The 25,526-nt window shown below is 63.2% G+C and carries 26 protein-coding genes and 5 tRNA genes; 20 read left to right on the plus strand and 11 right to left on the minus strand.

From position 1 onward, the window contains the following. The first annotated feature begins 81 nt into the window (after window positions 1-81). From OKC29_RS03120 to OKC29_RS03130, 3 genes are all read left to right on the plus strand, one after another. Window positions 82-552 carry a MarR family winged helix-turn-helix transcriptional regulator gene (locus OKC29_RS03120; protein WP_016350842.1) on the plus strand — a complete coding sequence of 157 codons (471 nt, stop codon included), beginning with the start codon at window positions 82-84 and terminating at the stop codon, window positions 550-552. Continuing rightward, window positions 549-737 carry a DUF4250 domain-containing protein gene (locus OKC29_RS03125; RefSeq protein WP_029302933.1) on the plus strand — a complete coding sequence of 63 codons (189 nt, stop codon included), beginning with the start codon at window positions 549-551 and terminating at the stop codon, window positions 735-737. The genes OKC29_RS03120 and OKC29_RS03125 overlap by 4 nt, the downstream gene beginning before the upstream one ends. Window positions 738-900: 163 nt before the next feature. Then, complete coding sequence (locus OKC29_RS03130; protein ID WP_039214394.1) at window positions 901-1,080, plus strand: hypothetical protein; 180 nt, start codon at window positions 901-903, stop codon at window positions 1,078-1,080. A gap of 96 nt (window positions 1,081-1,176) precedes the next feature. Here the strand turns inward: OKC29_RS03130 and OKC29_RS03135 are convergent, their stop codons facing one another. After that, on the minus strand, window positions 1,177-1,764 hold the full coding sequence (locus OKC29_RS03135; RefSeq protein WP_162275693.1) for an FMN-dependent NADH-azoreductase: 588 nt from the start codon (window positions 1,762-1,764) through the stop codon (window positions 1,177-1,179). Window positions 1,765-1,989: 225 nt separating this feature from the next. Between OKC29_RS03135 and OKC29_RS03140 the strand changes: the two genes are divergently transcribed. The 4 genes from OKC29_RS03140 (at window position 1,990) to OKC29_RS03155 (ending at window position 5,405) form a co-directional block, all read left to right on the plus strand. Beyond that, a complete protein-coding gene (locus OKC29_RS03140) occupies window positions 1,990-2,880 on the plus strand; it encodes a DMT family transporter (RefSeq protein ID WP_162275823.1) in 891 nt (296 codons plus the stop codon). A gap of 85 nt (window positions 2,881-2,965) precedes the next feature. Beyond that, a complete protein-coding gene (purT, locus tag OKC29_RS03145) occupies window positions 2,966-4,144 on the plus strand; it encodes a formate-dependent phosphoribosylglycinamide formyltransferase (RefSeq protein ID WP_073350453.1) in 1,179 nt (392 codons plus the stop codon). Between the two features lie 128 nt (window positions 4,145-4,272). Beyond that, window positions 4,273-4,932, plus strand: a complete 660-nt coding sequence (hxpB, locus tag OKC29_RS03150) for a hexitol phosphatase HxpB (RefSeq protein WP_073350455.1) — start codon at window positions 4,273-4,275, stop codon at window positions 4,930-4,932. A gap of 269 nt (window positions 4,933-5,201) precedes the next feature. Then, the gene (locus OKC29_RS03155) at window positions 5,202-5,405 is read left to right on the plus strand and encodes a CPXCG motif-containing cysteine-rich protein (RefSeq protein ID WP_005301298.1); all 204 of its coding nucleotides are present in this window, start codon (window positions 5,202-5,204) and stop codon (window positions 5,403-5,405) included. An 89-nt stretch (window positions 5,406-5,494) separates the two neighbouring features. Here OKC29_RS03155 and OKC29_RS03160 read toward each other — a convergent pair whose 3' ends face one another. Beyond that, on the minus strand, window positions 5,495-6,112 hold the full coding sequence (locus OKC29_RS03160; RefSeq protein ID WP_041216367.1) for a riboflavin synthase: 618 nt from the start codon (window positions 6,110-6,112) through the stop codon (window positions 5,495-5,497). A 130-nt stretch (window positions 6,113-6,242) separates the two neighbouring features. Here OKC29_RS03160 and OKC29_RS03165 point away from each other — a divergent pair, with 130 nt between their 5' ends. From OKC29_RS03165 to OKC29_RS03195, 7 genes are all read left to right on the plus strand, one after another. Beyond that, window positions 6,243-6,449, plus strand: a complete 207-nt coding sequence (locus OKC29_RS03165) for a YaeP family protein (RefSeq protein ID WP_073350456.1) — start codon at window positions 6,243-6,245, stop codon at window positions 6,447-6,449. A 146-nt stretch (window positions 6,450-6,595) separates the two neighbouring features. Further along, window positions 6,596-7,975: an MATE family efflux transporter gene (locus OKC29_RS03170; protein ID WP_073350458.1), complete on the plus strand. Its 1,380-nt coding sequence runs from the start codon at window positions 6,596-6,598 to the stop codon at window positions 7,973-7,975. Window positions 7,976-8,135: 160 nt separating this feature from the next. Then, window positions 8,136-8,212 (plus strand) — tRNA-Val (locus tag OKC29_RS03175). A 12-nt stretch (window positions 8,213-8,224) separates the two neighbouring features. Next, window positions 8,225-8,301 (plus strand) — tRNA-Val (locus tag OKC29_RS03180). A 17-nt stretch (window positions 8,302-8,318) separates the two neighbouring features. Beyond that, window positions 8,319-8,395: transfer RNA gene (locus OKC29_RS03185), tRNA-Val, on the plus strand. Between the two features lie 111 nt (window positions 8,396-8,506). Then, window positions 8,507-8,583 (plus strand) — tRNA-Val (locus tag OKC29_RS03190). Between the two features lie 37 nt (window positions 8,584-8,620). Beyond that, window positions 8,621-8,697 (plus strand) — tRNA-Val (locus OKC29_RS03195). A gap of 132 nt (window positions 8,698-8,829) precedes the next feature. Here the strand turns inward: OKC29_RS03195 and OKC29_RS03200 are convergent. Then, window positions 8,830-11,259 (minus strand): DNA polymerase II, encoded by a 2,430-nt coding sequence (locus OKC29_RS03200; RefSeq protein WP_073350459.1) that lies wholly within the window; start codon window positions 11,257-11,259, stop codon window positions 8,830-8,832. 213 nt (window positions 11,260-11,472) lie between these two features. Between OKC29_RS03200 and OKC29_RS03205 the strand changes: the two genes are divergently transcribed. The 3 genes from OKC29_RS03205 (at window position 11,473) to OKC29_RS03215 (ending at window position 13,944) form a co-directional block, all read left to right on the plus strand. Continuing rightward, a complete protein-coding gene (locus tag OKC29_RS03205) occupies window positions 11,473-11,964 on the plus strand; it encodes a prolyl-tRNA synthetase associated domain-containing protein (protein ID WP_073350461.1) in 492 nt (163 codons plus the stop codon). A gap of 208 nt (window positions 11,965-12,172) precedes the next feature. Then, window positions 12,173-13,411, plus strand: a complete 1,239-nt coding sequence (locus tag OKC29_RS03210; protein ID WP_162275694.1) for a GGDEF domain-containing protein — start codon at window positions 12,173-12,175, stop codon at window positions 13,409-13,411. Next, on the plus strand, window positions 13,411-13,944 hold the full coding sequence (locus OKC29_RS03215) for a GNAT family N-acetyltransferase (protein ID WP_162275695.1): 534 nt from the start codon (window positions 13,411-13,413) through the stop codon (window positions 13,942-13,944). The genes OKC29_RS03210 and OKC29_RS03215 overlap by 1 nt, the downstream gene beginning before the upstream one ends. A gap of 52 nt (window positions 13,945-13,996) precedes the next feature. On the opposite strand, the gene OKC29_RS03220 is transcribed toward OKC29_RS03215, so the two are convergent. The 4 genes from OKC29_RS03220 to OKC29_RS03235 all read right to left on the minus strand — a co-directional run bounded on the left by OKC29_RS03220 (window position 13,997) and on the right by OKC29_RS03235 (window position 18,407). Then, on the minus strand, window positions 13,997-14,857 hold the full coding sequence (locus OKC29_RS03220) for a PA4780 family RIO1-like protein kinase (protein ID WP_039214385.1): 861 nt from the start codon (window positions 14,855-14,857) through the stop codon (window positions 13,997-13,999). A 141-nt stretch (window positions 14,858-14,998) separates the two neighbouring features. Then, window positions 14,999-15,994 carry an LpxL/LpxP family acyltransferase gene (locus OKC29_RS03225; protein ID WP_162275696.1) on the minus strand — a complete coding sequence of 332 codons (996 nt, stop codon included), beginning with the start codon at window positions 15,992-15,994 and terminating at the stop codon, window positions 14,999-15,001. Between the two features lie 172 nt (window positions 15,995-16,166). After that, a complete protein-coding gene (gene lpxM, locus OKC29_RS03230) occupies window positions 16,167-17,156 on the minus strand; it encodes a lauroyl-Kdo(2)-lipid IV(A) myristoyltransferase (RefSeq protein ID WP_011705968.1) in 990 nt (329 codons plus the stop codon). A 267-nt stretch (window positions 17,157-17,423) separates the two neighbouring features. Further along, window positions 17,424-18,407, minus strand: coding sequence for a TDT family transporter (locus OKC29_RS03235; protein WP_270668852.1), 984 nt, complete (start codon window positions 18,405-18,407; stop codon window positions 17,424-17,426). Window positions 18,408-18,506: 99 nt separating this feature from the next. Between OKC29_RS03235 and OKC29_RS03240 the strand changes: the two genes are divergently transcribed. Further along, a complete protein-coding gene (locus OKC29_RS03240; RefSeq protein ID WP_073350466.1) occupies window positions 18,507-19,415 on the plus strand; it encodes a LysR substrate-binding domain-containing protein in 909 nt (302 codons plus the stop codon). Window positions 19,416-19,530: 115 nt separating this feature from the next. Here OKC29_RS03240 and OKC29_RS03245 read toward each other — a convergent pair whose 3' ends face one another. The 3 genes from OKC29_RS03245 to OKC29_RS03255 all read right to left on the minus strand — a co-directional run bounded on the left by OKC29_RS03245 (window position 19,531) and on the right by OKC29_RS03255 (window position 22,517). Beyond that, on the minus strand, window positions 19,531-20,520 hold the full coding sequence (locus tag OKC29_RS03245) for a Gfo/Idh/MocA family protein (protein WP_073350467.1): 990 nt from the start codon (window positions 20,518-20,520) through the stop codon (window positions 19,531-19,533). A gap of 33 nt (window positions 20,521-20,553) precedes the next feature. After that, window positions 20,554-21,399 (minus strand): deoxyribonuclease IV, encoded by an 846-nt coding sequence (gene nfo / locus OKC29_RS03250; RefSeq protein ID WP_060389242.1) that lies wholly within the window; start codon window positions 21,397-21,399, stop codon window positions 20,554-20,556. 164 nt (window positions 21,400-21,563) lie between these two features. Then, complete coding sequence (locus OKC29_RS03255; protein WP_073350469.1) at window positions 21,564-22,517, minus strand: LysR family transcriptional regulator; 954 nt, start codon at window positions 22,515-22,517, stop codon at window positions 21,564-21,566. 126 nt (window positions 22,518-22,643) lie between these two features. Between OKC29_RS03255 and OKC29_RS03260 the strand changes: the two genes are divergently transcribed. Then, the gene (locus OKC29_RS03260) at window positions 22,644-23,399 is read left to right on the plus strand and encodes an SDR family NAD(P)-dependent oxidoreductase (protein ID WP_073350470.1); all 756 of its coding nucleotides are present in this window, start codon (window positions 22,644-22,646) and stop codon (window positions 23,397-23,399) included. A 45-nt stretch (window positions 23,400-23,444) separates the two neighbouring features. Here the strand turns inward: OKC29_RS03260 and OKC29_RS03265 are convergent, their stop codons facing one another. After that, the gene (locus OKC29_RS03265) at window positions 23,445-24,734 is read right to left on the minus strand and encodes an HD-GYP domain-containing protein (protein ID WP_162275697.1); all 1,290 of its coding nucleotides are present in this window, start codon (window positions 24,732-24,734) and stop codon (window positions 23,445-23,447) included. A gap of 304 nt (window positions 24,735-25,038) precedes the next feature. Here OKC29_RS03265 and OKC29_RS03270 point away from each other — a divergent pair, with 304 nt between their 5' ends. Then, on the plus strand, window positions 25,039-25,524 hold the full coding sequence (locus OKC29_RS03270; protein ID WP_039214378.1) for a molybdopterin-dependent oxidoreductase: 486 nt from the start codon (window positions 25,039-25,041) through the stop codon (window positions 25,522-25,524). Window positions 25,525-25,526 lie beyond the last annotated feature (2 nt).

Genomic DNA, 25,526 nt, shown 5'->3' on the forward strand with positions numbered 1-25,526 from the left:
AACGGCCTTGTGTTACGTATCATCAAGGCCAAAGTATCAAGAGAAACTGCACCCGATGCAGCCGTCACAGCAGGATGTCATATGTCAAAGATCATAGAGCTGCTTGCCCACTATCCCCCCTATCAGCTGGTTCACGCCGCCGAGATGGTGCGCGACACCTTTGAGCAGTTTTACCAGCAGCGCTATCAGCTGACGGTGCCCCAATGGCGCCTGATGATGGTGCTCGGCCCCAACTACCCCATCAGCCAGAAAGAGCTGGTCGAGGCGAGCGGAATGGACAAGGTGCGGATCTCCCGCGAAATTCACCGGCTGGTGGAGAAAGGGATCCTGTTCACCGAGAGCAGCGAACACGACAAGCGGGTCAGCCTGGTCTCCTTCACCCAGGCGGGGCTCACCCTGTTCCAGCAGCTCAAGACCGAAGCGGGCAGCTGGCAGCACACCCTCACCGACTACCTGCCGGCCGAGGCGCGCCAGTCTATTCGCCTCCACCTGCAAAGCGTCAGCGACGCCATCGAACAACTTCATCTGCTGGATAGCGAGCGACCCTCATGAACCTGAACAACTTTGCCACCATGGACGTCAACATGCTGCTGAGCCTGGTCAACATGCAGCTGCGTGATCGCTTCGATGATCTCGATGATCTCTGCAAGGCGCAGGATCTCGACAAGGAAGCGCTGGTCGCCAGGCTGGCCAGCGGCGATTTCCACTATCAGGAAGATCAGAAGCAGTTCAGATAGGGATCCGGATCACAACCCGGCCCATGCCGCTGGCTCCGGCGGCAAAAGCTGCTATGGTGATGGCTACCCCGGTCGACTGACCTGCGGCAAGAGGTATGGATACATCTTGCTGTCACAGACCGCGGTTAGCCTTCTACTCACCAGCCGCAGCCAAGGATGACCCATGATGTTCCTGACCCGCCCAACCAGCCTCATCACCCTCTGTGCCCTGCTGATGATCAGCCTCTTGTCACCGCGCCTGCCCGACAGCGCCGAGCAGTGGCTCACCACCCTGCTGCTGGGCTCCCTGGTAGCGGTCTGCCTGATGGTCGGCAGCGGCTGCCGCCGTTTTCTGCGGGATTGACCTGCCCGGTCCCATTCGCCACAAGGCCCCAAAACAGACAACGCAGCCCGAGGGCTGCGTTGTCGCTTTCTGACGTCTGGCAAAGTGCCGTCTTGATCAGAGAGCCAGGGTTTCCAGCTGGCCTTTGGCCTGCTCGATGCCCTTGGCCTGGGCATCCGGGCCCATGCCCATGCCTTCGGCGTAGATGAAGTCCACCTCCTTGATGCCGATGAAGCCCAGCACGGTACGCATGTAGGGGGTCACCAGATCGGTGGCGCTGCCGACGTGCATGCCGCCGCGGGGGCTGATCACCAGGGCGCGGGTGTTTTCCACCAGGCCGACCGGACCGGTTTCGGTGTAACGGAAGGTGACGCCGGCGCGGGCTACCAGATCGATCCAGTTCTTCAGCTGGGTCGGGATGTTGAAGTTGTACATGGGGGCGGCAATCACCACCAGATCGCTTGCCTTCAATTCGGCAACCAGCTCGTCGGACTGGGCCAGCACGGCCAGCTGACGCTCATTGAGGTTCTCACCACCGCGCAGGCCCATGGCCAGCTCGCCATCCAGCACCGGCAGGTTCAGGGACGCCAGATCACGCACGGTGACGGTGTCGGACGCATGGTCGGCCAGAAAGCCGTCGATCAGGGCGTTGGATTGGGAATATTGGCCCAGGATGCTGGACTTGAGTACGAGGATATTGGCCATGGTGAAACTCCATTTGGTTGTCGGTTGAACAGCGGTGCTGTCGATGGAGGTCACTCTAAACATTGGGCTTCTATACAGATAGCGAAAATAGATGCTCAACTTATTCAAAATATTTGATGTTAGCTCACTCTCTCGCCAGCCACCGCGCCCCCGCCTCGCCAAGGCTTGGCAGAACAAACGATTGCCGTTATGATCCGCCGCACTTTTTTCAGCGTTCCGGATCCCATGACACCCTCGCGCAGGCACTCTCCCTTTGCCGGTGCAGTCTGGATGATGGTAGCGGGCCTCTGCTTCGCCGCCGTCAACAGCCTGAGCCAGTATGTCAGCTTCAAGCTCGGCCTTCCTTCGACCCAGGTCGCCTTCCATCAATATCTGATTGCCCTGGTCTGCCTGCTGCCCTGGCTGGTTCGCCACGGTCTGCGCCAGTCGCTGATGACCAACCAGCTGCGGCTGCACCTGCTGCGGGTCGCCCTGGCGGTGGTCGGCATCCAGTTCTGGCTGTGGGCGCTGGCGGTGCCCGTACCCATCTGGCAGGGCATCGCGCTGCTGATGACGTCACCGCTGTTTGCCACCCTGGGCTCTGCGCTCTTTCTCAAAGAGCAGGTGAGCCGGGCCCGCATTCTGGCGACCCTGGCCGGCTTTGTCGGCGCCATGTTGATCCTGGCCCCCTGGACAGACGAGTTCAGCTGGGCCTCCCTGCTGCCGGTGGCGGCAGCCCTGTTCTGGGCCGGCTACTCCTTGCTGGTGCGCTATCAGGCGGCGAGCGAGTCGTCCCACACCATCGTCGTCTACCTGCTCATCTTCAGCACCCCGTTCAACGCCATGCTGGCGCTGCCGGAGTGGCAGTGGCCGAGCGAAACCCAGTGGCTGCTGGTGGCCGCCTCCGGCGTGCTGTCGGCCCTGGCCCAGATGTCCATCGCCCGCGCCTACAGCGTGGCCGAGGCCTCGTTCGTACAACCCTTTGATTTTGCCAAGCTGCCGATGAACGTGCTGGCCGGCTGGCTGGTGTTTGGCTGGGCGCCGCCCGGCCGATTGTGGCTCGGGGCCGCCATCATCATCGGCGCCATCACCCTGCTCACCCATCTGGAGCAGCGCGCCCACAAATCCGTTTCCTGAGGTACGCCATGCGTGCCTCTTTTTTTGCCCGCTATTCGCGCAATAGCGGCCATCAACCATCACTCACGACATCAGGAGAGATCACATGTTTGGAACCGCTACCCGCCCCGGCGCCACCCGCGCCCTGCTGCTGGGCTCCGGCGAACTTGGCAAGGAGGTCGCCATCGAGCTGCAACGCTTCGGCATCGAGGTGATCGCCGCCGACCGCTATGCCGATGCCCCCGCCATGCAGGTGGCCCACAGAGCCCATGTGCTGGACATGCTGGATGGCGACGCCCTGCGCGCCCTGGTCAACGAGGTCAAACCGGATCTGCTCATTCCCGAGCTTGAAGCCATCGCCACCGATACCCTGGCGGCCCTGGAGCAGGAAGGGGTCAAGGTGGTGCCCAACGCCCGCGCCACCCAGCTCACCATGAACCGGGAGGGGATCCGCCGCCTCGCCGCCGAGACGCTGGGCCTGCCCACCTCCCCCTACCGCTTTGCCCAGAGCAAGGAGGAGTTCGTCGCCGCCGTTGACACCATCGGTCTGCCCTGCGTGGTGAAGCCGGTGATGAGCTCGTCCGGCAAGGGGCAGAGCGTGCTGCGCGATCTCGCCAAGCTCGACGAGAGCTGGACCTATGCCCAGGAGGGCGGTCGCGCCGGTCGTGGCAAGGTGATCGTCGAAGGGTTCGTCCCCTTCGAGTACGAGATCACCCTGCTCACGGTGCGTGCCGTCGACGGCATCCACTTCTGTCAGCCCATCGGCCATCGGCAGGAAGATGGCGACTACCGCGAATCCTGGCAGCCACAAGCCATGAGCAAGCTGGCACTGGCCCGCTCCAAAGAGGTAGCAGCCAAGGTGGTCGAAGCCCTCGGTGGTTACGGCCTGTTCGGGGTCGAGCTCTTCATCAGGGGCGACGAGGTGTGGTTCAGCGAGGTCTCGCCGCGCCCCCACGACACCGGCATGGTGACCCTCATCTCTCAGGATCTCTCCGAATTCGCCCTGCACGTGCGCGCCATTCTGGGGCTGCCGGTCGGCACCATCATCCAGTACGGGCCGAGCGCCTCCGCCGTGGTGCTGCGCGAAGGTCACAGCCAGGACATCCGCTATCAGGGGATTGGCGAGGCGCTGGCGCTGGTACCGGGTGCCCAGTTGCGGCTGTTTGGCAAGCCGGAGATCGCCGGTCGCCGCCGGCTCGGCGTGGCACTGGCCCGGGCTGAAGATTGCCCCACCGCCGTCGAGCAGGCCAAAGCCGTGGCCGCCAGGGTGGACGTGATTTTCTGACCGCTGTTTTTTGTCTCGCAAAAACAAACGTTTGCCTGCGTGATCCGGCGCAAGGGGCATGGCAATGCCCCTTTTGCATTGAGGCGCCTCGCTTATAATCCCCCCCTCACCTATGTCAGGAGTACAAGATGTTAACTGCCGTGATCTTCGATATGGATGGTGTTCTGATCGACTCGGAACCCTTTTGGCAACGGGCCCAGATGGCCGTGTTCTCCGAGCTGGGTCACCCCCACACGGTGGAAGATTGCGAATCGACCATCGGCGTGCGCATCGATCAGCTGGTGGCCCACTGGTATCGACTGCGTCCCTGGAGTGGCCCCAGCCAGGAAGAGGTGGTGCAGCGCATCCTGGATCGGGTCAACGCGCTGATCCTCTCCGAAGGTCAGGCCAAGGCCGGTGTGCTGGAGGCGCTCGATCTTATCGAGGCTCGCGGCCTCAAGGTGGGTCTCGCGACCTCCTCCCCCTTTGCCATGGTGGAAGCGGTGCTCGGCAAGCTCGGCATTCGCGATCGCTTCCTGGCGGTCCACTCCGCCGAGGTGGAGCGCTTCGGCAAGCCGCATCCAGATGTCTATATCCACGCCGCCGAGAAGCTGAGAGTGGAGCCGGTGCATTGTCTGGCCATCGAAGACAGCTTCACCGGCCTGCTGGCGGCCAAGGCGGCCTCCATGACCGCGCTGATCGTGCCGGACCCTGCATTAGTGGGCGATCCCCGTCTGGCCATTGCTGATCATCAGCTACGCTCGCTCACCGAGCTGGATGCCGAGATGCTGGCCAGCTGGACCAAATAAACAACAAACAGGCGCCGATCGTTCCCATGCACCCAGCATGAGTGGGCGATCCCCGTCTGGCCATTGCCGATCATCAGCTACGCTCGCTCACCGAGCTGGATGCCAATATGCTGGCCAACTGGGTCAAGTAAACAGCACGCAGGCGTTGCCGGACTGACCTCCTGCCTCCCTTGATCCCGGTCATAAACGTGCGCTTGCTCGCGGTCAGGACAGTGCGAACCAACTAGAATCAGGGGAGATAGGCGGCCCACGGGCCCGAGGAGGTCATCATGATCGAGTACACCAGCAAGCGCATCGTCTGCCCCCATTGTGGCCATCATACCCGGGTCGAGCTGGATGCCAGCCAGGGGGATCAGGAGTTCTACGAGGATTGCATGGCCTGCTGCAACCCCATCCACCTGCGACTGCATCGGGATGAGGCGCGGGACTGCCTGCAACTGTTTGTGGACGCAGACGACGAACAGATGTTCTGACTGCCAGTGAACCCACCCACAAGATCGCCAAGGGCCTGCATGATGCAGGCCCTTTTCAATGGCAAATGGCCGGGTGCGCGTTGGTCAGCTTATCCCGGCTGTCGGGCCGCCAGTACCCGCTCCACCGTGTCGACGATAGCCTGAGTCTGGGGATCAATCTCGATGTTGGTGTGCCAGCCGGCTTTTACCCAACCCAGGTTGGTGCGAGCCAGCGTCTCGGGAATGAGATTGACGCAGAACTCGTTGCTGCGCACCTCCCCCACGGTGAGGCTGATGCCGTCGATGCCGATGTAACCCTTGGTCAGCACGTATCTCATCAGTTCGGGGGCGAGGCGATACCACACCTGCCGGTTGTTGGGGGTGTCGATGACCGAGACGACCTGCGCGGTGCCCATGATGTGGCCGGACATGGCGTGGCCGCCAATCTCGTCGCCAAAGCGGGCCGCCCGCTCCACGTTGACCTTGTCCCCCGGCTGCAGCTGGCCGAGGTTGGTGAGGCGCAGTGTCTCCTGCATCAGATCGAAGCTGACCAGCTCCCCCTCGACCCGGGTGACGGTCAGGCAGCAGCCGTTGTGGGCCACGGAGGCGCCCAGCGCCAGCCCCTCGCCCCAGGCCGGGCTCGGCATGCGGATCACGTGGGTACGAAAGTTGGGCCGCTCGTCGATGGCCACCAGTTCGGCGGTCCCCTGTACTATGCCGGTGAACATGTCTCGTCTCCTGCTACGAAAAAAGGCAGGGTAACCTCGCCCCGTGCCCCAGACAAGCGCGCTGGCTGACAAGCGGGCGACCGATCGCTATAGTGACGGCATTCAAACCAGCGCTGACAAGGAAATAAAAATGCAGGTATATCAATGCTGTGAGGCCATTCGCATCGCCTACAACCAGATTGGCTCCGGGGAGCAGGGCTATGTGCCGCAGGCCATTGCCGCCACCATCAGGGCGCTCAACGCCGTGGCATCGGACGAGCGGGTGCCGGCAGATCTGCGCAAACAGGCCGCCTACGCCGCCGCCAACCTGCTGATCAGCGATCACGAGGACGCCTGATCCGGCCCTTGCGCCAAACGTTTCGTCCCGGATGAATTTCAGGCTAGAATGACCCCCCCGCACTTTGCATTCCCGTTTCGGGAGTGCAAAGGCTCTTCCCGCTACCCGCTCTTTTTACGCTTTATCTGATCCACTCGGAGGTGTCAGTGCAACGTTATTGGTCCGAGGCGAGGCAACTCGTTCGTCTAGCCAGTCCCATTCTGGTGGCCCAGGTGGCCCAGGTCGCCATGAGCTTCGTCGATACCGTGATGGCAGGCCAGGTCAGCGCCGTGGATCTGGCCGCGGTGTCGGTGGCCTCCAGTTTCTGGCTGCCGATCATCTTGCTGACCCAGGGCATCATCATGGCACTCACCCCCATCGTCTCCCAGCTCAACGGGGCCCGCAAGCGGGACGAGGTACGCCCCGCCGTGCATCAGGGCTTCTGGCTGGCGCTGATGGTGATCCCGATAGCCATGCTGGCGCTCTATTTCAGCCCGTTGGCGCTGCACCTGATGAAGGTGGATCCCGTCATGGCCGCCAAGACCACCGGCTTTTTGCACGCCATCATGTGGGGCCTGCCCGCCTTCGTGATGTTCCAGGTGCTGCGCAACTTCAGCGAGGGGCTCTCCCACACCATGCCGACCATGGTGATCGGCTTCGTGGGGTTGGCGGTCAACATCCCCGCCAACTATGTCTTCATCCACGGCCACCTCGGCATGCCCAAGCTCGGCGGCGTGGGCTGCGGCGTGGCTACCGCCATCGTGCTGTGGGCCATGCTGCTGGCAATGATCGTCTATGTGAAGCTCTCCTCTCATTTCAAAGAGATCAACCTTTTCTCCCGGCTCGCGCGCCCCAACGGCAGCCGGATCTGGCGCCTGTTCCGCTTGGGCTTCCCCATCGCCATGGCCATCTTCTGCGAGGTGACCCTGTTCACCGTGGTGGCGCTGATGCTGGCCCCCTTCGGTGCGGAGACGGTGGCGAGCCACCAGATAGCCCTCAACTTCTCCAGCTTGGTGTTTATGCTGCCCTTGTCGATTGGGGTGGGTGTCACCATCCGGGTCGGCCACAGCATCGGCGAGGGTCAGCCCGAGCACGCCCGCGTCGCCGCCCGCACCGGCCTGATGCTGGGCATGGCGGTGGCCGCCGGTACCGCCGCCCTCACCGTGCTGCTGCGCGAGCATATCGCCAGTATCTACACCGACGACATGCAGGTGATCACCCTCGCGGCCATACTGCTGTTCTTCGCCGCCATCTATCAGATCTCCGACTCGGTGCAGGTGGTGGCCGCAGCCGCCCTGCGCGGTTACAAGGACACCAAGGCGATCTTCTACGTCACCATCGTCGCCTACTGGGGACTGGGGCTGCCCACCGGCATGATCCTGGGGCTGACCGACTGGCTGGTGCCGCGCATGGGGCCGCAGGGCTTCTGGATCGGTTTCATCGTCGGCCTGACCGGCGCCGCCCTGATGCTGGGCGCCCGCCTGCGTCATATCTATGGCCGCTTTGCCAGCCCGGAGGCCTGCAGCGCCCTCTCCAAGGCGCAATAGGGCAAACTCGCCTGCAAAATCAACAGGCTGCGCAAGAACTGGGCAAACAGTCTGCTTTGTGCGTGCGGCCTGTTGACAGCCTTGGGGGGCATGGGTAGTATGCCGACCACGCCAGCAGTGCTGGCGTGGTGAAACGGGTTTCTGACCCGGTTTGCAAAGTGGGTTTATAGCTCAGTTGGTTAGAGCACTACCTTGACATGGTAGGGGTCGTTGGTTCGAATCCAATTAAACCCACCACTTTTCCGTGATGCGTCCTTAGCTCAGCTGGTTAGAGCACCACCTTGACATGGTGGGGGTCGGTGGTTCGAATCCACTAGGACGCACCATCATGGAAACCTGTTATGCGTCCTTAGCTCAGCTGGTTAGAGCATCACCTTGACATGGTGGGGGTCGGTGGTTCGAATCCACTAGGACGCACCATAACAGCATTGATAGAAATGCAGATGTGGATTTATTGCTCAATTGGTTAGAACAGTGCTTTGACATGGCATAGGCGATGTCATAGGTTCGAATCCAGTTGAACACAGATGTGGGTTTATAGCTCAGTTGGTTAGAGCACTACCTTGACATGGTAGGGGTCGTTGGTTCGAATCCAATTAAACCCACCACTCCCCTGCAATCAGATAAAGTCGCCTTGCGCACCCTGCGTCCTTAGCTCAGCTGGTTAGAGCATCACCTTGACATGGTGGGGGTCGGTGGTTCGAATCCACTAGGACGCACCAGATTAGAAAAGCCCGCTCCTCGAGCGGGCTTTTTGCATCTCCCCTTTCCAGCTTCTCTCGGCATCCTCACGGCTGAACCCGCCATACGCTCAATCGTGCCTGGCAGGCCAACATCTCCCCAATCAACACCACTCAGAAGAGATCGAGCTGCTGGCCGCAGATCCGCTCGAACGACTCGCCGATAAAGGGGAGGATCGCATCGGCAATGGGCCTTAACTGCTTGTCGATATAGTGCTCGTAGTCAATGGCGCTGCGCCGGTATTCCAGCGGCTCGGGGCCATTGAGGGTCATCAGGTAGGCGATGGAGCCCCGATGCTGATAGCGCTGAGGCAGACCGCGGCGCAGGTTCTCCTCGTCCGCCAGGCGCGCCGCACGCACATGGGGTGGCACGTTCTTCTGATACTCCTCGAGTTTCTGGCGCAGCCGCTTGCGATAGACCAAGAGCTCGTCGTGCTGGCCGGCCCGGGTCTCGTCCACCATGGTGCGCACATAGCCGCTGGGATCCTGGTCATGAAACACCATTTCATAGAGGCGGGTCTGAAACGCCTTGGCAAGGGGGGTCCAGTCGGTGCGCACCGATTCGAGCCCCTTGAACACCAGTTGCTCCTCTTCACCTGCCTGATGGCCCGCCACCAGCCCGGCATAGCGCTTCTTGCTCCCCTTCTCCAGCCCGCGAATGGTGGGCATCAGGAAGCGGCGATAGTGGGTCTCGTACTGGATCTCCAGATAGCTCGGCAGGTTGAACTCGCGCTTGATCAGCACAGCCCAGTTGTCGTTGATCATCTTCGCCAGCCGCCGGCCAATCTCGTCCGCCTGCTCGGGGCTGGCATCCCGCCCCAGGTGCACGAAGGTGGAGTCGGTGTCGCCATAGATCACCTCGAAGCCCTCCCCTTCGATCCACTCCCGGGTCTGCTGCATGATGCCGTGACCGCGCAAGGTGATGGAGGAGGCAAGCCGCGGGTCGTAGAAGCGGCAGCCCCCCGAGCCCAGCACCCCGTAGAAGGAGTTCATGATGATCTTGATGGCCTGGGAGAGCGCCTTGTTGCTGGCGGCCTTGGCCCGATCCCGCGCCGCCCACAAGGTGGCGATGAGATCCGGCAGGAAGTGGCGCTCACGGGAGAACATGGCGCCGCGAAAGCCCGCAATGGCGTGGTCGGGATGCTGCAGCCCCTCGATGAGCCCCATGGGGTCGATGCAGAAGGTGCGGATGATGCTGGGATAGAGGCTCTTGAAATCGAGCACCAGCACGTGGCGATAGAGGCCGGGTTTGGAGTCCATCACATAGCCGCCAGGGCTTGCCAGCCCGCCGTCAGCCGGCAAATTGGGCGCCACGTAGCCGCCGCGATGCAGCCGCGGCAGGTAGAGGTTGGTAAACGCCGCCACCGAGCCCCCTACCCGGTCCAGCTCAAGGCCGGTGAGGGAGGCACGCTCGATGGCAAAGGGGATGAGGTGGCAGAAATCGAAGATCTCCCACACCAGCCGGCAATCCTCCAGGTTGTAGCGGGCCAGCGCCTCCTTGTCGGAGTGAAACAGCTCGGTGATCTTCTCCCCCCGGTTAGCCACGTCCTCGATATCCTTGCCACGGCCGAGCAATTCGCTTGCCACCGCATCCAGGCTGTAGCTCGGAAACTGCCAGGTAGCGCTTTTGAGGGTGTCGATGCCGTCCAGCACCATGCGTCCGGGGATGATGACGCTGCCGCTCTGGGGGTCATTGCGCGATGAGCGCCAGAAGCAGAGCTCGTGACCACGCCCCAGCCGCAGCCGCCGCTTGTTGAGCTCGGCGCGGCGCAGCAGCAGGCGAAAGTCGAAATTGACCACGTTCCAGCCGATGACCAGATCCGGGTCGTGCCGCACAAACCAGCGCTCCAGCGCACTCAGCAGGGCGCTCTCGTCCGCCACCCATTCGACCCGGGTACCCCAGCTGTCGGCATCCGCCTCCGGCGTACCGATCATGATGACCCGCGCATCCTGTTCGCTGTAGAGCCCCACCGAGAAGAGGGCCCCGTCCATGGCGCACTCCACGTCCAGCGACACCCAGGAGAGGGTCGGCGTCACCGCCTGCGGCGCGCAGCGCGCCTCGTTCACCTCCCAGTAGCCGTGCTTGCCCCCTTTCTTGAGGGTGCGCCCCTCGAAGCGCACGCCGGCGGTGATGAAACGCTCCATCAGGTAACGCTCCGGCAGCCGGATATCCGCCTCGAAGTGCTCCAGCCCGCGGATGAGCAGCAGCTCGATGGCGCGGTGAAAGGCGCTCAAGGTGGCAAAGTAGCAGCCCACCACGGCGCGGCCATCGAAGGTGTGCATCGGCAGGCGGCGAAACCGCCCGCTCACCCCAGCCCCCTTGAACAGCTCGGCGGCTTCTTCCATATGGCTCTGGGGCAGGAAGAAGACCGGCTCCTGTCCCGGCACCACCAGTCGCACCGGCCCCTGTGCACTCCAGAGCCACATCACGATCTCGGTGTGTTCGCCATGTCCGTTGCGACCACGCACATCCCGCCCGTGACGGGTCAGGATAAAGCCATCGAGTGGCAGAGTAACGGGAGGAACAGGCTGGATCTCGGTCATGCAGGCTACTGGGGTCAACGCTGGGATGGGACCATTGTACGTTCATACAGTGCTTTGCTGCAATCGGCACGCCCAGCCGCCATGGCCACGCCAGGCTGCGAGTCGCGTCGCAAACTGGTAAGCTCGGCCAGACTGGCAGCGACTGCCGGTGGCGGCTTTATTCGCCGCGCCATTCATCCAACACTCACTCTTCACCCGACATCAGGAGGCCATGTGGCGCTCTACTCTCTGCTGGATCAGCTGGCCATTCCCTATCAGCGCATCGATCACGCCCCCGTCTTCACCTGCGAGGAGGCCAGCCGGCTGCTGCCCAAGCTGCCCGCCGCCAAGACCAAGAACCTCTTCCTGCGCGACCCGAAGAGCGAGCGACTGTTTCTGGTGGTAACCCCTGAAGAGAGCCGGGTCGATCTCAAGGCGCTGGCGAGCACCCTTGGCGTCAAGCGGCTGAGCTTTGGCTCGCCGGAGCGGCTGGAATCCGTGCTTGGCCTCACCCCGGGTTCGGTCACCCTGCTCGCCATGGTGCGCGACAGGGAAAAAGCGGTGGAACTGGTGGTGGATGAAACGATCTGGCAGGCCGAGCGGGTGCAGTGCCACCCGCTGGTCAATACCGCCACCCTGCTTATCCGCCTCGACGACGTGCGCCGCCTGCTGGCCCACCTCGGCCGGGAGGCCACCGTCATGCGGCTGCCGGTCGTGAGCAACTGATCCAAGAAGGGGGGAAGCATAAACGCCCCGGCGTCATGCCCCGCCCCTGATTAATCGAGTCAGCAGCCCTCTTGTGGCGGTTGTTGCCGCGATCGTGCCCGGATCACTTAAACCATTGCTCAGCGGCGCAATTCATGCTGTGATCCGGCCCAGTCACCCGGCCCTGAGGTCGCTGCGCCGTTCCCGGCAGGAAGAGCCCACACCCTTGATGCAGAGTCTGTTTTCCTCGGCCCAGTTGCTGAGTCTGGTGCTGTTCGTCAGCCTGTCGCACATCGGGGTTGCGGCCATCTTCGCCTACCTGTGGCATACCCAGCGACCGCTGCGCTCCCTGCTCTACTGGTCGGCCAGCGAACTGGCCATCGCCGCCGCCTTTGGCTGCCTGCTGCTGCGAACCCTCACGGGGGATAGCTCCCTTGCCAATATCCTGCTTACCAACCTGCTGATCATCGCCACCCCGCTGCTCTATGAACGGGGGCTGCGCCATTTCTTTCGGCGCGAGGCCGACCGTTTCGGCTGGCTCTGCCCGCTTCTTGCCCTCGCCGGCTTCCTGCTCTTTGCAGTCACCGCCACACAGCTGCCGCCGGATGACATACACAGCCGGATCGTGGTGCTCTCCGGGGCCATCTCGCTGCAAATGTGCCTGCTGCTGTGGCAGCTCTGGCGCTATCAGCGACTGGCGCCCGCCTACCGGGTGTTGCGCTTCGCCATCCTGCTGCTCGCGCTGCAGCTGGCTTTGCAGCTAGTCAGAATGGCCAAGCATCAGTGGTGGCCGGAGTCGGCCGCCTCCAGCCTGACCGATCCCCTGCTCGGCCCGGTGATCCTGCTCAGCCTGCTCTTTACCATCGCCCGCAGCTTCATTTTGCTGAGTCTGGTGCACACCCGCCAGCAGCAGGCGCTGCTCGCCACCCAGCGCGAACTGGAGCGGCGCGCCAACCTGGATGCCCTGACCGGACTGGACAGCCGCCACCATTTCGAGCAGCAGCTGGCGGCGCGCACCTGTCGCAGTTCCCGCCCCTGGCAACTGCTGCTCATCGACCTAGACAACTTCAAGCAGATCAACGACCGCCACGGTCACCCCGCCGGCGACGCCATGCTACGGGCGGTGGGCCGGGTGATCCGGGAGAGCCTGCCGCCGGCGGGGCTGGCCGGGCGCCTTGGCGGCGACGAGCTGGCGCTGCTGGTGATGGAAACATCGCAAACGCTGCCGGCCTGCTGCCAGACCCTGCAGCAGCGGGTAGCAGACGCCACCCGGCCGCTGGCCGGCGGCCCCATCAGCCTCAGCATCGGGTTGACTTCGCTGCAGCAGGGCGAGAGCTTCGAGCAGGCCTATCTGCGCGCGGATCGGGCACTCTATGCCGCCAAACAGGCCGGTCGCCAGCGCGCCTGCATCCAGGAGCCGCACCACAGCGAGCCCAGGCTGCTGTGGCCCCTGGCCACCCAGACCTGATGCGATCCCTCATCGAGTGCCGGGCCGCTCGGCTGACCGATGCCCCCGCCTACCGCCGCTATGTGGCCGAGTGTGGCGCCGCCGGGTTGCCGCTCTATCAGGTGGCGCAATTCGACCCGGATCAGTGGCTGCAGGAGTTGCTCGCCCATGCCGATGGGCTGCATCTGCCGCCGGGCTACCCATCTACCACCACCTATTTTGCCCTCGAAGGGGAAGAGATCCTCGCCACCTTGCGCCTGCGTCACGGCGACAACCCCGCCACCTGTCAGTGGCTCGGCCACATCGGTTACGAGACCCGTCCCACCCGCCGGGGTGAAGGCGTCGCCCGCACCCTGCTCGGCTGGCTGCAGCGCCATGTGCTAAGCGAGCCCGTGCTCATCAGCTGTGACGAGGCAAATGCCGCCTCGCTCAAGGTCATTGATGCCGCCGGTGGGCAATGGCTGGATCGCCGCTATCATGCCGGCGATCGTTGCTGGCTCCGGTTTTACCGGCTGGCCCCGGCCAAGGGGCCAGGACTGAGCGGCAGACAATAAAAAAGAGCGCCACAAGGCGCTCTTTTTTCACTGACCACGGCCACTAGCAAGATCAGTAGCTGTCTTCCTCTTCGGCCTTCATCCTGGCCTGACGGGCCAGTGCCTCCTCCTGGGCGCTCTCGATCTCGTGCAGCACGGAGTCGAGATCCACTTGCTCGCGGCTCTCCTCGAACAAGCCGGTCAGCTCGCTGTCAGGGGTCAGCTTGCCATCTTCATACAGGGCCCACATCTCCCGGGCGTAACGGGTCTTGAGCAGCTCGGGGGCATACATGCCGTAGTAGTTGCGCATATTGTTGACGTCGCGCTCCAGCATGGCCCTGGCCTGGTTGTTGGCGGCAGCATCCACCACCTGAGGCAGGTCGATGATGACCGGGCCCTGTTCATCCACCAGCACGTTGAACTCGGAGAGATCGCCGTGGATGAGGCCGGCGCAGAGCATGCGCACCACGTAACGGATCACCTTGGCATGGTCGATGACCGCCTGCTCGGCAGAGAGCGCCACGTCGTTGAGGCGGGGGGCGACATTGCCCTCTTCGTCGGTGATGAGCTCCATCAGCAGCACGCCATCGAGGCAGACATAGGGCCTGGGCACCCGCACCCCGGCCGCCGCCAGTTTGAACAGGGCATCCACTTCGGTGTTCTGCCACACCTCTTCGTGCTGCTTGCGACCGTATTTGGAGCCTTTCTCCATGGCGCGGGCATCGCGACTGCCGCGCACCTTGCGCCCTTCCTGATAGACCACGGCCTGCTTGAAGCTGCGCTTGGACGCCTCTTTATAGACTTTGGCGCAGCGGATCTCGTCGCCGCAGCGCACCACATAGACGTCGGCCTCTTTGCCGCTCATCAGCCGGCTGATGACGTCATCGACCAGGCCGTCATCAACCAGAGGTTGGATTCGATTTGGAATTTTCATGGCCGCCCTTTTACCCTATTTGCGCATCAGAAGATAGCCCCTCCCGGGCCACTTGCCTATCCCTGTTTCCTGACGGCGCCCGACGTGCCGGCAACCGCGGTGATCCCGGTGCGATAACCCGCGCCGCCGGGTCGGCCGGCCTCACTCCCTGGGAGGAAGATCGCCACGGATCCGCTTAATGCCCTCTTCGTAGAACCCATCCGATCCTTGCTGGTGCTCCATGGTCTCGAAGATCTTGAGAAACCACATGTACTGTTCGGGATGCTGGCGCAGCTGCTGCTCCACCATGGCGTTCATGGCACAGACATCGGCCACCAGATCCGCACCGGGATAAGGGTCGAAAGGCGGCTCGATCTCCAGCCGGTAGCAGCCCTCCTCCTCGTCATAACAGGCGAGAATGGGCACCGCCCTGGCACCGGTCAGTTTCACCAGCTTGGGCAGGGCCGGCAGGGTCGCCTTGGGATGGCCGAAGAAAGGCACGAAGATGCTGGCCTCGCGGCCGTGATCCTGATCCGGCAGGTAAAAGAAGCTGGCGCCGCTGCGGATCGCCTTGATGGCCGGCTTGATGCCGACGCTGCGCTCATATACCTTGCCGCCCTTGGCCCGCTCGCGGTTGATGTACCAGTCAAACACCTGATCCTTCGGGCTCTTCATCATGGTGCACATGGTCAGCCCCCGAATGGCGAAGTAGCGGCCGATCATGTCCACCGCCCAGGTGTGGGGCACCACCAGGATCACCGGCCGGCCGGCGGCCCGCTCTGCCTCGATATGCTCCCAGCCACGCACCTTGACCCGGCTGGCCAGATGAGCGGCGCTGCGCAGGGTCAGCTCGGCAAAGCCCATGAAGGTCTTGAGACCGACCCGGATCGATTTGAGCAGCAGGGCCTGACGGCCTGCCTCGTCCAGCTCGGGAAAACAGATCTTGAGGTTGGTCTCGGCAATGTAGGCCTGCTTCTTTGAAATTCGCAGCAGGGTGGGCGCCAGACGATTGGCGAGCAGGTCGCGCAGGCCATGGGGCACCAGCGCCAGCAGACAGAGCAGACCGAGCGCCAGCCAGCTGCCCCACCAGCGCGGATGCAGCAGACGGGGATGAAATGAGGTGTCAAAAACCGGATCGTGTGAGGACATGGCCGCCATCAAGTCATAGAAAATAAACGGTTATTTTAATTATCCTGACAAATTTTTCCACTTTGGCGGCCACGCCCCCCGGCTACTGGGCTGGCAGGCAAGGAAGCCCTCCCCTCATGGCGGGTCACCATCGCCAATAAAAATGGCCCCGCAGGGCCATATGACATAAAGGCGTGTCGCCTCAGGGCAGCGGCTGCAAGCCACTGCGGATGCGCTGGATCCCCGCCTCGTAGCGACCATCCAGGCCGACCTGATCCTCACGGGTATCGAAGATCTTGAGGAACCACATGTACTGACCGGGGTCGCGGCAGAGCTGCTGCTGCACCATGTCGTTCATCCGGCAGGTGTCGGCCATCACGTCCTCGGTGGGATAGTTGTCAAACGGCGCGTCGATCTCCAGCCGGTAGCAGTGCTTGGCTTCGTCATAGCAAGCCAGCAACGGCACCGCCTTGGCGCCGCTCACCTGCACCAGTCGTGGCAACGCCGGCAGCGTCGCCTTGGGGTGCCCGAAGAAGGGGGCAAAGATGCTCTTCTCGCGGCCATGATCCTGATCCGGCAGATAGAAGAAGCTGCGACCGCCCTTGATGGTACGGATCACCGCCTTGATGCCGGCACTGCGCTCATAGACCCGGCAGCCGTTGCGGGCCCGGGCCCGATTGAGGTGCCAGTCAAAGACCGGGTTGCGTGCCCGCTTCATCATGGTGCACATGGGCACCCCGCGCCGGGTGAAATAGTAACCGGCCGCATCCACCGGCCAGCTGTGGGGCACCACCAGGATCACCGGTCGGCCGGCGGCCTGCTCCGCCTCGATATGTTCCCAGCCGCTGACCTGCATCCGGCTCATCAGATAGGCGGGGCTGCGTACGGAGAACTCGCCAAAGCCGAGCAGACTCTTGAGACCGACCCGGATCGAGGTCATCAGGATGGCGTCGCGTTCGGCCTCGCTCTTTTGCGGAAAACAGAGTGCCAGGTTGGTTCTGGCGATATAGATCTGCTTTTTCGAGATACGGAACACCAGCGGTGCCAGGGCGGCGGCGAGACGGTCGCGCAGACGGACCGGCACGAAGGCCAGCAGCATCAGTACGCCAAGCGCCAGCCAGCTGAGCCAATAGCGTGGATGCAGGAATCTGGCCTCGAAGCGGGTGTCAAACACGGGATCATGGGAAGACATGGATGGGGATCAAGCTAAGAAAATGGAGCTGCATTGTATTCGTCCTGACAGGTAATACCAGTGAAATTCATCATTGTCCCCCCAGGCTGGGCGCTGGCGCAAAAAATGGGGCGCCAACGGGCATGAATGGCACCTTTCGCTGCCAGAACCGGTACAAAAAGCGCTTCACCCGGAGGTGAAGCGCTTGGTCATTATCCGGTTGATGGCCCCTGTCTGTCGCAAGGTTGCTCATCAACGCCCCGTATCCCGGCTCTCGCCGTCTTTTTCTTAGCGACGAACCATGCCGTGCGCCATCTCGTCGCTGCCGCCGAGCGGCAGGAAGAACATCAGGTAGCGCAGGGCCACATAGCCGACGATCAAGGTGGCGGCGCCCAGTTCGAAGTGGGCCAGCAGCCGGATCTGCTCGACATACTCGGCTGCCTGGGGCCACTGCTCGACCAGGTGGCTCACCTTGAACAGGGCGGTGGCGCCGATCACCAGCGGGAAGGTGAAGGCGGCGTAGCCCGGTGAGAACGGCAGACGCAGCAGCTTGATGAAGGCCAGATAGATGATGCCGGTCATCAGCACCGCAATCCCCAGCAGCACGGCCACCAGCAGCAGGGAGGGTTCCTCGCTCACGGTCAGGTAACCGGTCAGTGACAGGCTGGCGGGGGCCGCCAGGATGGCGATGGTCGGTTTGGCGGCATCCGGCACTTCATGGCTGAAGATGAGGCGATAGAGCATCAGCGGCAGCATCAGGCCGTAGCAGAGCATGCCGAACCAGAGCAGGCCGTTGGCCAGCGCCGCAAACTGGCCGCCCGGGAAGGCGACGTCCGCGACGATGATCCCCACCGGCGGCACGAACCAGCTCGGCACCATGTGGTGGATTTCAAACTGTTTGGCCCGATGCCAGACGAAAGTGGCCAGGAACGCCAAGTGCAGCAGCACGGCAAACAACCAGAGCCCCTCGCCCAGACCGGCGTCGAGCATGCCGACCGCCTTGGAAACCACCATGGTGCCCATGGCATAGGTGGGCACCACGCTGCCGACCACGGGGTGAGCCAGATCCTGCCACAGCAGGCGCGGGTGCAGCAGAAACTTGAAGGTCAGGATCACCAGCAGCACGGCGGCAATGGCTGCCCCCAGCAACTGCAGGCGGCCATCGAAGTGACCGGCATTTTCCCAGCACCAACCGAGACTGGCGATCCCGAGCGCCAGCCCTGCCATAGGAGTCGGGGCTTTGCCTAAGGATTGACGGGTTCTTGCGATCATGTCTGAAACCTCTGATGAGAGACGATGGGCATAGGATAATGGCCCCGTATCGTTTACGATATCTAAATGAATTAAATCAATCGTTCAGGATATCCAAACATGAAGCTGACCCTGCAACAACTCAAGGTCTTTGCCACCATCGCCCGTTACGGCAATCTGGGGCTGGCCGCCAATGAACTGTGCCTGAGCAAGGGCGCCGTCTCCCAGTCGTTGCAGGAGCTGGAGCGCCAGCTCGCCACCCCGCTGTTCGATCGCATTCACCCCAGATTGCAGCTCAACAACGAGGGGCGCCTGCTGCAACCGGCGGCCGAGGAGCTGCTGACCCGCATGCAGGACATCGAAACCCTGTTCAGCCCGGATGCCGAACCGAGCGGCCAGCTGCGTCTGGGCGCCAGCCAGACCATCGGCAACTACCTGCTGCCGGCCCTGCTCGCCACCAGCAAGCAGGAGCTGGGACAGCCACCCCGCGTCACCATCACCAATACCCACCAACTCTGCCACCTGCTGGCCAACTTCGAGCTGGATCTGGCGCTGATCGAGGGGGAGAACCACCACCCGGATCTGGTCAGCGAGCCCTGGCTCCACGACGAGATGCTGATCGTGGCCCAGCCCGCTCACCCCCTCGCCGGCCGCAGCCGTCTCTCCCTCGCCCAGCTGAGCGATGAGACCTGGGTGCTGCGCGAGCCCCAGTCCGGCAGCCGTGAGCAGTTCGAGCAGCAGATCCAGCTCGAACTGCCCCGCTGGCAGGCCGGGCTCGAACTAAATACTCTGGAGGCGGTGATGCTGGCGGTCGAGAAGGGGCTCGGCATCTCCTTCATCTCCCACCTGGCGGTGTCGGATCGGTTGCAGGCCGGCCGCCTGGTGGCCCTGCCCCTGACCCGTCGCTTCCCCCGTCAGCTCTCCCTCATCTGGCATCGGCAGAAGTATCACTCCGCCACCCTGCGCCGCTTTCTGCAATTTTGCCGCGCCCAGGAGGATGTGTTGCACAGCGATGCCAGCCACACCTGAGCCAATGGGATGATCGGGCAGCCTATTGCCCGGCATTGCCCTTGCCGCCGGGGTATTGGCAGCAATAGAAGAGGGAGAGCCCAGGCTCTCCCTCTTTGTCATTCAGCCTTGTGACTCAGCGTTTCGCGGGCTGCAATCCCCGCTCGACCCAGCCCAGCACTTGTCTGCTCAGCGCCTGCGGCACCCAGGGCGAGTCGCTCAATCCTTCTCTGACGCAGGCGGCAAAGTGATCCGCCTCGTGCTGCATGCCACCGCCCCCGACCGGCTGCGCGATGTCGTGTGGCCAGGCTGGCAGGGGGTCGCCCCCACACCACGCTATCTGCTGGGGATTCCACCACTTGCCCACCAGCTCCAGCGCCCAGCCGGGCCCGGACAGCCAGGCCGACTTGTCGAGATCCGCGACGATGGAGGCGGCCAGTTCGGCCTTGAGCGGGCCGGCAAACTCAAAACGGACGGCTTCGTCCACCTCGCCCGCCTGGCGAGACAGCGTGACCTCGGGCTCACCCGCCGCCAGCCCGAGCTGGTGACAGAGGGCGGCATAGAGCCAGAGCGGATAGACCCCCACATCCCAGGCGGCGCCGCCGGCCAGCGCCGGGTCGAACAGCTTGCCGTCCCGCGCCTGCACCGAGCCAAAGGCGGCCCGCAGCCTGTCGGGGGCCGGCAGGGCGGCAAGCCGCCCCAGCAATTCACGCATGGCGGGGAAGCACATCACCTTCATCGCCTCCATCAACAGCAGGCCCCGCTCGGCGGCGAGCCGCACCAGCCGATCCCAGTCCGCCACCCGGGTCACCGCCGGTTTTTCCACCAGCACGTGCTTGCCCGCCAGCAGCATGGGTTCGATCAGGGCGGCGTGCTCCGGGTGGATCACCGCCACATAGACCGCCTCCACCTGGGGGCTGGCCGCCAGCGCCTGATAGCTGCCGTGGGCGTGGGGCAAGCCCTGCTCGTCGGCAAAGGCCTGCGCCCGCGCTTGATCACGGGCGGCGATCGCCACCACCCGGCCGCCACTGGCGTGCCCATTCACATCCTGACAAAAACGGCGGGCAATGGCCCCCGCCCCGGCAATGCCCCAGCGCAGCGGCTGGTCGCTTGATCTCTGCTGCATCCCTGTTTCCTTATGCTGTCTGCCGGTCGGTCATCATGCCTTTGCCAGGCTGCGCAACCAGCGGATCTCGTCGCCCCAGATGGACTCGTCAATGGTCTCCAGGATCAGCGGAATGCCATCGAAGCGATGGTCATTCATGATGTGATGGAACACCGCCTCCCCCAGGTTCCCCTCGCGCAGGCTGTGGTGACGATCAACTCGGCTGCCGAAGGTGCACTTGGCGCCGTTGATATGCATCCCCTTCAGATAGTTGAAGCCCACCGTCTGTTCGAACTCGGCAAAGACGGCGGCGCAAGCCTCTGCGGTGCGCAGGTCATAACCGGCGGCAAAGGCGTGGCAGGTGTCAAAGCAGATGCCGACCCGGCTCTTGTCTTCCACCCCGTCGATGATGGTGGCCAGATGCTCGAACGACCAGCCGAGGTTGGTGCCCTGGCCGGCGGTGTTTTCGATCACCGCCGTCACCCCCTGGCTGCGCTCCAGCGCCCAGTTGATGGATTCGCTCACCAGCTTGAGGCTGGCCGCCTCCGGGATCTGCTTCAGGTGGCTGCCCGGATGAAAATTGAGGTAGCAGAGTCCCAGCTGTTCGCAGCGCTTCATTTCGTCCAGAAAGGCATCGCGGGACTTGGCGAGGCCGTCGGGGTCGGGATGACCCAGATTGATGAGGTAGCTGTCGTGGGGCAGGATCTGCTCGGGGCGAAAGCCCCCCTTCTCGCAGGCCAGCTTGAAGGCGCGGATGCTGGTCTCGGAGAGCGGTGCCGCCTGCCACTGGCGCTGGTTCTTGGTAAACAGGGCGAAGGCGTTGGCGCCGATGGCCTGGGCACGGGCGATGGTGTTCTCCACCCCGCCGGCCGCACTGACGTGGGCTCCGATAAATTTCATCTCATCTCCTCTGCACTGTTGCTGGGTCTGGCCGCGCAGCAAAGAGGCGGCCAACATGGGGCGCCATTATGCCAAGCTGCCCTCCTTGCGCCAAACCGGGATTGTCGATGGCAACCATAGAGAGGCCCGCAGCACTGGCCGCCGATGAGAGTAACGTCAACGAGTCAATCGGCCGCGTCGCTCCCGACGCTTTGCTGCCCGCCATCGCACAGTCCGCCAGGCTCCAGTGCCGACGCCAGAATGCCGCTCAGCCAATGGATGAACGCCTGCACCCGGGGGGCCAGCTGACGGCGATGGGCATAGAGGGCGTGAATGGGCAGCGGCGGCGCCTGCCACTTTGGCAGGATGGCCACCAGCTCGCCGCTGGCCAGCAGTGACTCCACCCCAACCCGCGGCAGCTGGATGATGCCAAGCCCGACCAACGCCGCCGCCAGATAGGATTCGCTGTCGTTCACCGTGAGCGCCCCGCTCATCGCCAGCACGGCGCGAGAACCATCCGCCTGCAGGTACTCGAAACCACTCTCCCTGGGCCCGCTGCCGCCACCGTAGTGCACCAGCCGATGGCCACTCAGCTCGCTCAGGTTGCGCGGTGTTCCATGGCGGGCCAGGTAGCCAGCGCTGGCACAGTTGATCTGGCGGTAGTGGCCGAGGGGGCGCGCCACCAGGCTGGAGGGCTCGAGTGCCCCGACCCGGATCACGCAGTCAAAGCCCTCCCGCACCAGATCGACCCGCCGGTCCGTGCTGCTCAGCAGCAGTTGCAGGTCGGGGTGGGCCGCAAGCCAGGCGGGCAGCGCCGGGATCACCAGATGGCGGGCCATCCGGCTCGGCATGTCCACCCGCAGCTGGCCGCTCAGCTGCCCCTGCTGGCGAAACAGCGCGTTGAACTCCTCCATGTCCGCCAGCAGATCCTGACAGCGGGCGTAACAGAGCTTGCCATCCGGGGTCAGCTGCACCCGCCGGGTGGTGCGCTGCAGCAAGCGGGTACCCATCTGCTCCTCCAGCCGCCGAATGGTCGCCGAGAGCGTCGCCTTGGGGACTCCTAGCTGTTCAGCACTGCGGGTAAAGCTCTCCAGCTCCGCCACCCGTACAAACATCCTCATCGCATCCAGTTGATCCATGCTGCCATTGTCTCGCCAATTGGAACAGTGCATTCATTATCACCTTATTTATCCAATCAACAACGGACAATAGAGTGTTCACACCGGCTCATCCCGAGCGCATTACCCACAGACAGGAGTCCTCACATGGCCCACCCCATCGCACTCATCACCGGCGCCAGCCGCGGCCTTGGCAAACAGGCGGCGCTGGCCCTCGCCGCCCGCAGCATCGATCTCATCATCACCTATCGCAGTCAGGCCGATGAAGCGGCGGCCGTGGTGGCCGAGGCGACCGCACTCGGCGTCAAGGCCCACGCCTTGCCCCTCGATGTGGCCGACAGCAGCAGCTTCGCCGCCTTCGCCCGCCAGGTACAGGAGCTGCTGAGCACATGGCAGCGCCAGCAGATCGATTTTCTGGTCAACAACGCCGGCATCGGCATTCACGCGACCATAGAACAGACCACCGAACAGCAGTTCGATACCCTGTTCAACATTCACCTGAAGGGGGTCTTCTTTCTGACGCAACAGCTGCTGCCGCTTCTCCGCGATGGCGGGCGTATCCTCAACCTGTCGAGCGGGCTCACCCGCTTTGCGCTGCCCGGTTATGCTGCCTATGCGGCCATGAAGGGGGGTGTCGAAGTGCTGACCCGCTACCTGGCCAAGGAGCTGGGGCCACGCGGCATCGCCGTCAACGTGGTGGCGCCAGGGGCCATCGAGACCGACTTTGGCGGGGGGGTGGTGCGGGACAACCAGGCCGTCAACGACTTCATCGCCAGTCAGACCGCCCTGGGACGAGTGGGCCAACCGGAAGACATCGGCGGCGTGATTGCCTCCCTGCTCTCCCCTGACAGCCGCTGGATCAATGCCCAGCGCATCGAAGCCTCGGGCGGCATGTTCCTCTAGACCTGTCCCCGCAGAGGCTACGGCGCAGCCAGCAGGGGCAGCCCGTCAGTGACTTGAGCTGACGTCAGGCGCCTGTCCGCAGGCGGCACGCAGCGCCTGCGGCAGATGGGCGGCCAGGGTCGCAACCACTTCCACATCGACCCGGCTCTGGCTGGCCAGTTGCTGCAAAAAGCTGAGCGCCTGCCCGGCGCTCAACCCCTCCCGGTAGGGTCGGTTCTGCACCATGGCCTGAAAGATATCGGCCACCCGCAGGATCTTCGCCTCCAGCGGCATCGCTTCGGCGGTCAGGTGGAAGGGGTAACCGCAGCCATTGGGCTCTTCATGGTGATAGGAAGCCCACAGGGCGATCGCCTCGAAGCCGTCGATATGGCGCAGGATCTGATAGGTCTCGAAACTGTGGGTATTGATGATGGCCCGCTCCCGTTCATCGAGTGACCCCGCCTTGTCGAGGATTTCGTCAGGCACCCGCAGCTTGCCGAGATCGTGCAGCAGCCCGGCAATCTCCAGCTGCTCGCAGTGCCCCTCTTCAATGCCCATCAGCTCGGCCAGCAGCCGGGCCAGTCTGGCCACGCCGAGGGAGTGGGCCACGGTGAAGGGACTCTTGGCATCGACGATGGCCGAGAAGATCCGCGCCAGCTGCTTGAGCTCGCCGTTGCTGGTGAGACAGGGTTCCCGCTCGCTCAGCATGTCGTGCATGTAGTCGCTGATGGCACGCCCCTCCAGTTGCAGCCAGAACGCCTCCGAGCGGGACGCCAAGAGGAAGGCCGCCACCAGCTCGGGATCGAAAAACTCACCGGCACACGCCTCGATCCGTTGCCGGATCTCGTGGGTGTGCATCAACAGGGAGCCGTCGCCGTAATGAGGTGCCGCCAGTGCATCCACCCGGTCCACCAGAAAAATGAGATTGGCCTGGCGCATCACGCCCGCCGCCAGTCCAGGGGTTTGTACCAACCGGTGCCAGTGGGTGTGGTGATAACGGATGGGGTCGGCCAGGGGCGCCAGCGGTGGAAAGTCCTTGAGCAGGTCATGACCGACCTCGCAGTGGAACTGGGAGGACTCCCAGTCAAACTCGCTGACCAGATGGCTGTGGATGAAGGTGGAGGAGACGCCGATGTCGTGCAGCACCCCCAGCTCGAACAGGCAGGCTCGCTCGCTGGCATTGGCTCCCAGCGCCTTGCCGCACTCGGCGGCCATGATGCCGACCCGCTTGCCGTGAGCCACATCGCCGATGCCGACCAGATCCAGCGACGCCGACAAGGCGTATACCACCTGGCGCAGATCAACCTGCTGGGAAACGTGCTCACCGCTGCGGGTATATGGGGTGTTGCTGTTCATGATGCGTGTCCACATCTGCCAACGTGAAACATCCCGTGTCTGGGGCCGAGTTAACACATTGAATCTAAATCAGGAAACAGAGTCCCGACGGGCGCGGCGCTCTCTGAATCCGCACTAATTGATAAAAAGATGAGTTGGATCAATCTGGCAATATGTGTGCCCGTTGTGCGAACAATGTCGTCACTCCAGAGCGTCGCCAAATGCCGGAAATCCATGGGTAATAGTCATTCGGAAATGGTCTATGGTTAGAGCGAAACGGTCGCAACAGGCTGGATATCAATAAGTTTCCCATAAGGAACCCACCATGAAAGCGCTAACCCTCCCCCTGTTTTACCTCTTGTCTTTACTCTTCTGTGGTCAGACCTACAGTGCCGATGAGGTCATCCTCAGCGTCGCCGCCAAGGGTTGCTGCAACAACGCCGACAAGAAGGAGTACAGCCGTGCCCAGCTGCAAGCGTTGCCGCAAGCCAGCGTCACCACTACCACTCCCTGGACCAAGGGCTCCCATGTCTATCGCGGCGTCTTGCTCAAGACGGTGCTCGATACCCTCGGCGTCACTGCCGACAAGATAAAAGTGATGGCCCAGAACGACTACTTCGCGGTGATCCCGCGGCAAGATGTCGAGAAATACCCCGTGCTGCTGGCCATCGAGGAAGATGGCAAGGCACTGACCCTGCGCAACAAGGGCCCAGTCTGGGTCATCTACCCCCTGTCGGACCACCCCGAGCTCAATATCGAGCAATATCACAGCCTGATGGTGTGGCAAGTGCTCAAGCTTGAAGGGATGTAACG

This window comes from Aeromonas sp. QDB34 (assembly GCF_027705405.1).
Classification (GTDB): domain Bacteria; phylum Pseudomonadota; class Gammaproteobacteria; order Enterobacterales; family Aeromonadaceae; genus Aeromonas; species Aeromonas hydrophila.